Consider the following 10,089-nt stretch of genomic DNA (forward strand, 5'->3'; position numbering starts at 1 on the left):
GGCTATCTTGAGCACCATGTTCAAGCCCGCTGATCTGCCCAAGACCATACCGGTCTTTCCCCTTCCCGGCGCGCTGTTACTTCCGCGCGCCAGATTGCCGCTGCATATATTCGAGCCGCGCTATCTGGCGATGCTGGAAGATACCATGAAAACGCGCAGCCGCCTGATAGGGATGGTCCAGCCACAGCCTGGACCGGGTGGCGAAGGCAAGGGGCTGTACATGATCGGCTGCGCCGGACGCCTGACGGCCTTTTCCGAAACCGAAGATGGCCGTTACATGATTACACTGACAGGCATATCGCGGTTTCGCATCCTGTCGGAAATCAGCGGGTTTGAGCCCTATCGCCGTGCCGAGGTATCGTGGGAAGGGTTCGATCGCGATCTTGCCCGCCCCGAAAGCGATCCCGGTTTTGACCGGCCCCGTTTCATGTCGCTGCTGGCGCGGTTTTTCGAGGAACGCCATCTGGCCACCGATTGGGACAGCCTGAAAGGGGCCGAGGATGAACTTCTGATAAATTCGCTGTCGATGCTTTGCCCCTTTGCCCCGGAAGACAAACAGGCCCTGCTGGAGGCCCCCGCCCTGACGGATCGGCGCGAAACGCTGGCGACCCTGATCGAATTCGCCCTGCGCGGCGGCAACAACGAAGAGATTATGCAATGACCGATACCCCCCCGACAGACCGGCGGATGCTGGAAGCCCTGGTTTGCCCGGTGACGCAGGGCGTTTTATCCTATGACCCAGCGGCGCAGGAACTGGTGTCGATGGCAGCCCATCTGGCTTTTCCCATCCGCAATGGCATTCCGATCATGCTGGTCAGCGAAGCGCGCGAACTGGAGTGACGCCAACGACTATAGCGGCAGCCCCTGCAAAAGGCGCGGCTGATCACCCGTCAGGCCCGCCGCTTCGCGGATGAAACGGCGGCGCAGGCCGGGCATCGCATTCACAGCGCCCAGACCAATATCGCGCAGGCCGCGCAGCAGCGGGTTGTCGTTTGAAAACAGTCGGTTGAAGCCATCGGTGGCAAGGGCCAGTGTCGTGGTATCCCAGCGGCGCCAGCGCTGGTATCGTTCCAGAACATCACTTGCACCGATTTCTTCGCCGCGACGGCGAGCCTCGACCAGAACCTGCGCCAGCGCCGCCACATCGCGCAGACCCAGGTTCAGCCCCTGCCCCGCAATCGGATGCACGCCATGGGCCGCATCCCCCACCAGCGCCAGCCGGTCGCCCACAAAACGTTCGGCCAAAGACAGCGACAACGGATAGGTAAAGCGTTCGCCATCCAGCCGTATGTCGCCTAGAAAATCGCCAAAACGCGGACGCAGCGCCGCCAGATAGCCCGCATCGTCCAGCGCCTGAAAGGCGGCGGCATTGGCATGGGTTTCGGTCCAGACAATCGACGATCGGTTGCCGGGCAGCGGCAGAATGGCCAGCGGCCCCGGCGGCATGAAAAACTGATGTGCCGTGCCATCATGCGGCTTTTCATGCGCGACGGCACAGACCAGCGCCGTCTGGCCATAATCCCAGCCGCTGCGCCCGATACCGGCCCGCTGCGCGGTGCCACTGTTGCGCCCGTCGCACCCCACCAGAACCCGCCCTGACAGTATGCGGCCATTGGCCAGTGTGACGGTCGCGCCGCCCGGCGCCGCCGTCTGGGCCACCACGGTTTGCCCGGCCAGATGGGTGATGCCGGGGGTATCTTGCATCGCCGCCAGAAAAGCGCGGCGCAGGAAGCGGTCTTCGATCATATAGCCGACGGGGCCTTCCTCGATCTCGGCATGATCGAAATCCAGAACGAATGGCCCCGCGCCCTGTCCAGCCTTCCCGTCGCTGATGGTGACATGCAGGATCGGCTGAGCGTCATTGGCAATGCCGTTCCAGACGCCCACCGCCGATAACAGCCGCTGCGAGGCCAGCGCCAGCGCATAAGATCGCCCGTCAAACCCCGGGTCGGCGCGGATACCGGTTGCCAGCGCATCAATGATCGTGACCCGAAAACCGCCCTGGGCCAATGCCAGCGCCAGCGCCGGGCCGTTCAGCCCGCCCCCCACAATCAGAACGTCGGAATCGTGTTTCATGGCCCTGAATATGACCCGCGCCGCTGATTTGTCCATCCGCTGACCCAAAAGCCACAGCCGGAACCGGCAAACATTCAAATTCGCAGGCTTTTTCTGGACCGGGACAACCGAAGTCGGTATTCTGATCTGCGAACGGGGCGACATGACCCCGGCACGAGAGGCAGCATAGTCGGTCACATGACCTATCCCACGCGGTTTTCGGACCTGCCAGATTACGCGTTTCCGCGCTTGCGGACACTTCTTGACGCCCATGAACCGGGCGGCGAGAGGCTGGATATGACTATTGGTGAACCCAAACACGGCTTTCCGGGCTGGGTTTCGCAGATCATCGCAGACAATATCGACGGGTTCGGAAAATACCCGCCCAATGACGGCACGCCCGAGCTACGCGCCGCGATTTCGGGCTGGATTGCGCGGCGTTACGGCGTGCAGGTGGATGCTGACACCCGGATCATGGCGCTGAACGGCACCCGTGAAGGGCTGTTCAACGCCTGTGTGGCACTGTGCCCCGAACAGGTGCGCGGCCAGCGGCCCGTGGTTCTGATGCCCAACCCGTTTTATCAGGTCTATGCCGTTGCCGCGCTGGCGGTGGGGGCAGAACCGGTTTTTGTGCCTGCCGGGCCGGAAACCGGGTTCCTGCCCGATTACGCCGCCCTGCCCGCCGATGTTCTGAACCGGGTCGCCATCGCCTATCTATGTTCGCCCGCCAACCCGCAGGGCACCGTTGCATCGCGCGATTACTGGCGCGGGCTGATCGGGCTGGCGGAAAAGCACGGGTTTCAGGTGTTCGCCGACGAATGCTATTCTGAAATTTACCGCGACGCGGCCCCCGTTGGTGCGCTGGATGTCGCCGCCGAACTTGGCGCCGATCCCGAACGGGTGGTGATCTTCAATTCACTGTCGAAACGGTCAAACCTGCCGGGGTTGCGGTCGGGCTTTGTCGCCGGCGGGTCCGGCAGCATGGCCCGTATCAAGCGCCTGCGCGCCTATGCCGGCGCGCCGGTCGCGCTGCCTTTGCAGCGGGTATCGGAACGCGCCTGGGGTGACGAAGACCACGTGGTCGCCAGCCGCGCGCTGTACCGCGAAAAATTCGCCATTGCCGACAGCATTCTGGGTGATGTTCCCGGCTATGTGCCGCCCCATGGTGGCTTCTTGCTGTGGTTGCCGGTGGATGACAGCGAGGCCGCGGCGCTGAAGTTGTGGCAACAGACCGGCGTGCGGGTTCTGCCCGGCGCCTATCTGTCGCGCGAGGTTGACGGGTATAACCCCGGCAAGACGTTTATCCGGGTTGCCATGGTGGCCCCAAAAGAAGAAATGCAGCGCGGGCTGATCCAGCTTCGCGACTGTTTGTACAGATAAGGAGCAGGGTATGGCATCGTATCAGATGAAACAGCGTGATCCGCTTTTTGACGCCAACATTCAGGCTGCGATCGAACGGCGCGGCAAGGAATTGTTGGGTGTCGGCCTGATCGCGCTTGCGATTCTGACCGCGATGCTGGTCGGGTCCTATATGCCTGATGACCCCAGCTGGCTTTCGGCCACGGAAGAGCCCGCGCAAAACCTGCTGGGCCGGTTCGGTGCCGGAATTGCGTCCCCACTTTATGTCATCGTTGGAATTGGCGCCTGGGCGATTGCACTGGTGTTAGCGGCCTGGGGCGTGCGATTCGTGCTGCACCGGGGCGAAGAGCGTGCGCTGTCGCGGGTGATTTTCGCGCCGATCGCAATCGCGCTGGCATCGGTCTATGCCGCGACGCTGACACCTTCTGCGACATGGGTGCATGATTTCAGCATGGGCGGGCTGTTTGGCGACACGGTTCTGGGCGCGGTGCTCAGCGTGATGCCCTTTGCGGCGGCGCTGGGGCTGAAGATGATCGCGGCGCTGGTCTTTGCCGCCATGATCACCACGATGTTTTTCGTTTTGGGTTTTGATCGGGCCGAGATCCGGCTTTTGGCGCGGTTTCTGCTGATCGGCCTGGTGATGGCCTATGCCACAGCGATGACACTGTTGGGGCGCGGGGCCACTGGCGCGGTAAAAGGCGCCATCGCGTTGAATGCGCGCCGTCAGGACCGGCGTGAAGACCGCCATATGGCCGCACAATCGCGCGCCGAACCTGCCGTGCACCGCAGCCCGGTCTTCGCGCATGAGGCGCAGGACCGCAAAGGTTTGCTGGCGCGTATGCCGGGCCTGCTCAAGCGCGGCCCCGATCCGCTGCCGGAACTGATCGAACCTGTGCTGTCGGCGCGCAGCGCCTATGCCGAACCGATGTCCGAGGATCGGATCAAGGCCCGTATCGCCGATGTGATCCGCAGCCGCGCAGCGCAACCTCCGGCAAATCCGGCCCGGGTAGAGCCGCCGTTGACCGGTGCCGCCGCCACCCGCCGGCGCGGGCCAGAGCCCCTGCTGGTGGCCCCGCGTGTGATGCCGCAGGCGCCTGCCCCGCTGACGAATGACGTTGATGCCGATGATCTGATCATGGAATTTGATGGTGCCGATACGGACCGTGGCTATGATCTGCCCGCCGCGCAGCCGCGCAAGGTTGTTCAGCATCCGGTCAAGCGCGCGGTGCAACCGTCGCGCCAGGCGATCTCTGAATCGCAGCCTGCTTTGCAGTTCGAAGACAATGCGCAGGCTTATGAGCATCCGCCGTTGTCACTGTTGACCAGCCCCGCCATCGTCGAACGCCTGCAACTGAGCGATGAGGCGCTGGAAGAAAATGCGCGGATGCTGGAAAACGTGCTGGACGATTACGGCGTGAAGGGCGACATCGTGTCGGTTCGTCCCGGCCCCGTGGTCACGATGTATGAACTTGAACCGGCGCCGGGCCTCAAGGCCAGCCGCGTGATCGGGCTGGCCGATGACATCGCCCGCAGCATGTCGGCCTTGTCGGCGCGGGTGTCCACCGTGCCGGGCCGATCGGTGATCGGGATCGAACTGCCCAACGCCACCCGCGAAAAGGTGGTGCTGCGCGAAATTCTGTCGGCGCGCGATTTCGGCGACAGCACAATGAAACTGCCGCTGGCATTGGGCAAGGATATCGGCGGGGAACCGGTCGTGGCCAATCTGGCCAAGATGCCGCATCTGCTGATCGCGGGAACCACGGGTTCGGGCAAATCGGTGGCGATCAACACGATGATCCTGTCGCTGCTGTACAAACTGTCGCCCGAGGAATGCCGATTGATCATGCTCGACCCCAAGATGCTGGAACTGTCGGTCTATGTCGGCATTCCGCATCTTTTGTCGCCAGTTGTAACCGACCCGAAAAAGGCCGTTGTGGCCCTGAAATGGGTCGTGGGCGAGATGGAAGAACGCTATCGCAAGATGTCCAAGATGGGCGTGCGCAATATCGACGGCTACAACAGCCGCGTGGCCGACGCGCTGGCCAGGGGCGAGATGTTCAGCCGCACCGTGCAGACCGGCTTTGACGACGAAACCGGAGAGCCGGTGTTCGAGACCGAAGAGCTGATGCCCGAGAAAATGCCCTATATCGTCGTCATCGTCGATGAGATGGCCGACCTGATGATGGTCGCCGGCAAGGAGATCGAGGCCTGCATCCAGCGCCTTGCACAGATGGCGCGCGCCTCCGGCATCCACCTCATCATGGCCACGCAGCGCCCTTCGGTCGATGTGATCACCGGCACGATCAAGGCGAACTTCCCCACCCGGATTTCCTTCCAGGTGACATCCAAGATCGACAGCCGCACCATCCTTGGCGAAATGGGCGCCGAGCAGCTTCTGGGTATGGGCGACATGCTCTATATGGCAGGCGGGGCCAAGATCACCCGCTGCCACGGCCCCTTCGTCAGCGACGAGGAGGTGGAGGAGATCGTGAACCACCTCAAGGCCTTCGGCCCGCCGAAATACATGAACTCGGTGCTCGACGGCCCGGATGAGGACCGCGAAGCCGACATCGACGCGGTTCTGGGTCTGGCCAGCGGCGGCAATACCGATCTGGAAGACGCGCTCTACGACACGGCGGTGGCGATTGTGGTCAAGGATCGCAAATGCTCCACTTCCTACATCCAGCGCAAGCTGGCCATCGGCTATAACAAGGCCGCGCGTCTGGTCGAACAGATGGAAGAGCAGGGCGTCGTCAGCCCCGCGAACCATGTCGGCAAGCGCGAAGTGCTGGTGCCCGAACATTGACCGACACGCCGAGGGGCGGCACCTCACGGGGCCCCTCTCGGCGGTGTCTCGCTTTTGTGACACGGACCAAGGTGCAGAGCGGGGAAAAGGGTCTTATATGACCATCATGACACTGATGCGCTTCCTCATGGCCCCCCTGCTTGGACCTGTCCTTGCCATGGCGCTGGCCCTTCCCGCCGCGGCCGAGAAACTGCCGCTGGCGCAAATCTCCGATTACCTGAACGGTCTGCGGACTGCTTCGGGTGATTTCACGCAGATCAATGCCGATGGCACGATTTCGACGGGGACGATCTATATCAACCGCCCCGGTCGTATCCGCTTCGAATACGCGCCCCCGGATCAGACACTGGTTCTGGCCAGTGCGGGCACGGTGGCGATCTTTGATCCCAAATCGAACACCGGGCCGGAAACCTATCCGCTGGCCCGCACGCCGCTGTCGATCATCCTGGCCGAGAATGTGAACCTCGGGCAGGCGCGGATGGTGACGGGGCACAGCTATGACGGCACCGCCACCACCGTCACCGCGCAGGATCCGCAGCACCCGGAATATGGCAATATCCAGATGGTCTTTACCGGCAATCCGGTCCAGTTGCGGCAATGGGTCATCAATGACGATGCCGGCAACAGCACCACGGTCGTGCTGGGCGATCTGCGTCTGGGTCAGTCCATCGCGGCGCGGATGTTCGACATCAGGGCCGAATCCGACCGCAGGGGGCAGGGCGGGCGCTGAACCCGCCCCTCCCTCTCCACCGATGCGTCACCCCCGCGCCATCTCGGCGCGCAATGCCGCCATCAGGTCGGTCAGTGTCTTGACATAGATCTCGCCCGTCAGATGGCCGTTCTCGTCAAACTGCTCGGATGTCTGCGCCAGCAGCATCTCCGGCCCCTGCAACAGACGCGGGCGGAACGCCACCATGCAGTTGCGCAGCATCACCTGCGCCCGCTCTCCGCCCGCGCGCCCTGCCGTGGCCGACAGGATCGCCACCGGCTTGCCCGACCATGGCGCACCCTTGGTCCGGCTGACCCAGTCCAGCGCATTCTTCATCACGCCGGAAATGCCTTTGTTGTATTCGGGAGTCGAGATCAGCACCGCATCCGCAGCGGCGATCTGGTCGGCCAACCGCTGCACGGCGTCGGGAATGCCCTCCGCCTCCTCCAGATCCCCATTGTAGAGCGGCAGGTTCAGATCACCCTCGATGAACTCCGCCTCACCGAACAGACGCGCCGCCTCGCGCAGCAGTTTGCGGTTGAACGATCCGGCGCGCAGCGAACCGGACAGGCCCAGAAGAACGGGTTTCGACATGGGGGACACCTTCATAAGTTGTTCACGTTGACCCAGACCTAAACCGTGCAGCGGCAGGGGCAACCTTTGCGGCCGCACAGACCCTGTGACCGGCAGCATGATCGGCCCTGCACCGATCATGCTGGCCCCCCGAATGCAAAACGCCCCGCCGATAGGGCGGGGCGTTCTCTGTCGATCCGGGCGATCCTTGCGGATCAGCCGTTGGGAACGATCACGATCTCGACGCGGCGGTTCTGCGCGCGACCCTCGGGGGTCAGGTTGGACGCGATCGGTTGATCCTCGCCCGCGCCGAAGGTGCGGACACGACCGCCGGACACGCCGCTGCTGATCAGGACGCTGGCCACGGCATTGGCCCGACGCTCGGACAGCGACTGGTTATAGGCGGCGGCACCCGAGTTGTCGGTGTGGCCCACAACCTGAATCGTGGTGTCGGGATAGCTGTTCAGGCTGGTCGCGATGGTGCGCAGGTCGCCCTGCAAATCGGGGCGCAGCGTGGCGCTGTCGGTCGCGAACAGGATGTCCTGCGGCATCGACACGATCAGACGGTCGCCAGTGTTGGTGATCCGCGCCTGATTGCCCAGATCGCGGCGCAGCTCGGCTTCCTGCTTGTCCAGATTGTTGCCGACAAGCGCACCTGTGCCCGCGCCCAGAATGCCGCCGATCACGGCACCGCGCGCCCGGTTGTCGCTGACCAGCGCGCCTGTGGCCGCCCCCAGCATCCCGCCGACAACGGCGCCAGAGCGCGTGTTGCGGTTCGGATCATTGGGGTCGCCCATGCCGGTCGGCTCGGTGCAGGCTGTGACAGCCACCAGCGAAAGACCTGCCAGCAGCAGAAGGGGTTTTTGAGCTCGGATCATGTGATGCCTCTTGATTACGTCTGAATATCCAGACCTATAACGCTTATACCCCAAGGTTTGTTCCCTCCCAAGCCATCGAAATCTCAAACTTGGCAGTTTTTCGCCCATTGTCCCGCGTTTGTGATCAATCACAGCCGCGCGCCTCACGCCTCGACCCGCGCCGCCTCATAGGCCAGCATGGCGCGCTTGACCGGCAATCCCCAGTGATAACCGCCCAGCCCCCCCGACTTGCGCAGCGCCCGGTGACAGGGGATCAGCCAGCTGACAGGGTTGCGCCCCACCGCCGTGCCCACAGCGCGCACCGCGCGCGGATGGCCGACCGCGCCCGCGATGTCGGAATAGGTGGTGACATGGCCTGACGGGATCGCCAGCAGCGCCTCCCAGACCTTGATCTGAAAGGGCGCGCCGATCAGATGCAGCGCCGTCTCGCCCGCCCCGCCAAAGGCCGAGGCCACCCAGCCCGCCACCGCCTCGGGGGCCTCGTGATACTCCGCCGCGGGCCAGCGCGCGACCATATCGGCCATCGCCGCCGCGCGACCCGTCTCGGCGGTAAAGGCCAGGCCGCACAGCCCGCGCGCGGTGCCCATCGCCAGAACCTCGCCAAAGGGGCTGGCGAACCAGCCATAGCTGATGCGCAGCCCCGCCCCGCGCTTGGCGAATTCGCCGGGGCTCATCGCCTCCCAGCGCAGGAACAGATCGTGCAGCCGCCCGGTGCCCGACAGGCCGGCCGCATCCGCCGCCTCCAGCGTCGTCATCCGCTCGGTCAGCAACCGCTTGGCATGATCCAGCGCCAGATATTGCTGATACCTCTTGGGCGACACGCCCACCCATGCGGAAAATAGACGCTGAAAATGCGCCGCACTCATCCCCATCTGCGCCGCCAGATCCTCCAGCGACAAGGGCGCCTCCGCCGCGTCGATGATCTCAATCGCGCGGCGCATGACGTGATAATGATAGCGGTCGCCGTCCGCGTCCGCGTTGTGTTCCAAGGCTGTAGTCTGACCTGTCATCTGCGTTTCCCCGGTGTGTCGGATCGATCCTAGCCCAGCTTCACCCCGCCCCGCGACCCGAATGTTGCGCTTTCGCCAGCACCGCTCCCGCGCGTCGCCTTGGCCCTTGCCCGAATGGGCGGCGCAGGGCATAGACCGGACATGGTCAAACAACTCGATTACCACACGCTGCGTGCGATTTTCACCCGTTTCCAAGCGGCCGATCCCGAACCCAAGGGCGAGTTGGAGCATGTGAACGCCTATACCCTCGTCGTGGCCGTGGCGCTCAGCGCGCAGGCCACCGATGTGGGCGTCAACCGCGCCACGCGCGAATTGTTCAAGATCGCCGATACGCCGCAGAAAATGCTCGATCTGGGCGAAGACGGCTTGATCCAGCATATCAAGACCATTGGCCTGTTCCGCAACAAGGCCAAGAATGTCATCAAACTCAGCCGCATCCTTGTCGATGACTACGGCGGAGAGGTGCCCAATTCCCGCGCCGCCCTTGAATCCCTGCCCGGCGTCGGGCGCAAAACCGCCAATGTCGTGCTCAACATGTGGTGGGGCATGCCGACGCAGGCGGTCGATACCCATATCTTCCGCATCGGCAACCGCACTGGCATCTGCCCCGGCAAAGACGTCACGGCGGTCGAACGCGCGATCGAAGACAATATCCCCGCCGATTTCCAGCATCACGCGCATCACTGGCTGATCCTGCAT

Annotated in this window: 10 protein-coding genes; 6 read left to right on the forward strand and 4 right to left on the reverse strand. The window is 63.6% G+C overall.

The annotated features are described in order from the left end of the window. Nucleotides 1-16: 16 nt before the first annotated feature. Both ACTCHC_RS01195 and ACTCHC_RS01200 read left to right on the forward strand, forming a co-directional pair. The gene (locus tag ACTCHC_RS01195; protein WP_463020628.1) at nt 17-661 is read left to right on the forward strand and encodes an LON peptidase substrate-binding domain-containing protein; all 645 of its coding nucleotides are present in this window, start codon (nt 17-19) and stop codon (nt 659-661) included. Beyond that, nucleotides 658-840: a Trm112 family protein gene (locus tag ACTCHC_RS01200; protein ID WP_463020618.1), complete on the forward strand. Its 183-nt coding sequence runs from the start codon at nt 658-660 to the stop codon at nt 838-840. The genes ACTCHC_RS01195 and ACTCHC_RS01200 overlap by 4 nt, the downstream gene beginning before the upstream one ends. A gap of 9 nt (nt 841-849) precedes the next feature. Here ACTCHC_RS01200 and ACTCHC_RS01205 read toward each other — a convergent pair whose 3' ends face one another. Next, complete coding sequence (locus ACTCHC_RS01205) at nt 850-2,076, reverse strand: FAD-dependent monooxygenase (protein WP_463020619.1); 1,227 nt, start codon at nt 2,074-2,076, stop codon at nt 850-852. Nucleotides 2,077-2,253: 177 nt separating this feature from the next. On the opposite strand from ACTCHC_RS01205, the gene ACTCHC_RS01210 reads away from it, so the two are divergent. From ACTCHC_RS01210 to ACTCHC_RS01220, 3 genes are all read left to right on the forward strand, one after another. Then, nucleotides 2,254-3,435 carry an aminotransferase class I/II-fold pyridoxal phosphate-dependent enzyme gene (locus tag ACTCHC_RS01210; protein ID WP_463020620.1) on the forward strand — a complete coding sequence of 394 codons (1,182 nt, stop codon included), beginning with the start codon at nt 2,254-2,256 and terminating at the stop codon, nt 3,433-3,435. A gap of 10 nt (nt 3,436-3,445) precedes the next feature. After that, a complete protein-coding gene (locus tag ACTCHC_RS01215; protein ID WP_463020621.1) occupies nt 3,446-6,220 on the forward strand; it encodes a DNA translocase FtsK in 2,775 nt (924 codons plus the stop codon). A 106-nt stretch (nt 6,221-6,326) separates the two neighbouring features. Then, the gene (locus ACTCHC_RS01220; RefSeq protein ID WP_463020629.1) at nt 6,327-6,950 is read left to right on the forward strand and encodes a LolA family protein; all 624 of its coding nucleotides are present in this window, start codon (nt 6,327-6,329) and stop codon (nt 6,948-6,950) included. Between the two features lie 27 nt (nt 6,951-6,977). Here the strand turns inward: ACTCHC_RS01220 and ACTCHC_RS01225 are convergent, their stop codons facing one another. The 3 genes from ACTCHC_RS01225 to ACTCHC_RS01235 all read right to left on the reverse strand — a co-directional run bounded on the left by ACTCHC_RS01225 (nt 6,978) and on the right by ACTCHC_RS01235 (nt 9,390). Beyond that, nucleotides 6,978-7,523, reverse strand: coding sequence for an NADPH-dependent FMN reductase (locus ACTCHC_RS01225; RefSeq protein ID WP_463020622.1), 546 nt, complete (start codon nt 7,521-7,523; stop codon nt 6,978-6,980). A 194-nt stretch (nt 7,524-7,717) separates the two neighbouring features. Further along, nucleotides 7,718-8,380, reverse strand: a complete 663-nt coding sequence (locus tag ACTCHC_RS01230) for an OmpA family protein (protein WP_463020623.1) — start codon at nt 8,378-8,380, stop codon at nt 7,718-7,720. A 143-nt stretch (nt 8,381-8,523) separates the two neighbouring features. After that, nucleotides 8,524-9,390: a methylated-DNA--[protein]-cysteine S-methyltransferase gene (locus ACTCHC_RS01235; RefSeq protein WP_463020624.1), complete on the reverse strand. Its 867-nt coding sequence runs from the start codon at nt 9,388-9,390 to the stop codon at nt 8,524-8,526. A gap of 141 nt (nt 9,391-9,531) precedes the next feature. On the opposite strand from ACTCHC_RS01235, the gene nth reads away from it, so the two are divergent. Next, a partial coding sequence (gene nth / locus ACTCHC_RS01240; protein WP_463020625.1) for an endonuclease III occupies nt 9,532-10,089 on the forward strand: 558 nt, incomplete at its 3' end.

Source organism: Actibacterium sp., from assembly GCF_055134745.1.

Bases quoted from the DNA above. Each gene is read 5' to 3' on its own strand.
- ACTCHC_RS01195 (WP_463020628.1), top strand. From the start codon at position 17: ATGTTCAAGCCCGCTGATCTGCCCAAGACCATACCGGTCTTTCCCCTT.
- ACTCHC_RS01200 (WP_463020618.1), top strand. From the start codon at position 658: ATGACCGATACCCCCCCGACAGACCGGCGGATGCTGGAAGCCCTGGTT.
- ACTCHC_RS01205 (WP_463020619.1), bottom strand. From the start codon at position 2,076: ATGAAACACGATTCCGACGTTCTGATTGTGGGGGGCGGGCTGAACGGC.
- ACTCHC_RS01210 (WP_463020620.1), top strand. From the start codon at position 2,254: ATGACCTATCCCACGCGGTTTTCGGACCTGCCAGATTACGCGTTTCCG.
- ACTCHC_RS01215 (WP_463020621.1), top strand. From the start codon at position 3,446: ATGGCATCGTATCAGATGAAACAGCGTGATCCGCTTTTTGACGCCAAC.
- ACTCHC_RS01220 (WP_463020629.1), top strand. From the start codon at position 6,327: ATGACACTGATGCGCTTCCTCATGGCCCCCCTGCTTGGACCTGTCCTT.
- ACTCHC_RS01225 (WP_463020622.1), bottom strand. From the start codon at position 7,523: ATGTCGAAACCCGTTCTTCTGGGCCTGTCCGGTTCGCTGCGCGCCGGA.
- ACTCHC_RS01230 (WP_463020623.1), bottom strand. From the start codon at position 8,380: ATGATCCGAGCTCAAAAACCCCTTCTGCTGCTGGCAGGTCTTTCGCTG.
- ACTCHC_RS01235 (WP_463020624.1), bottom strand. From the start codon at position 9,390: ATGACAGGTCAGACTACAGCCTTGGAACACAACGCGGACGCGGACGGC.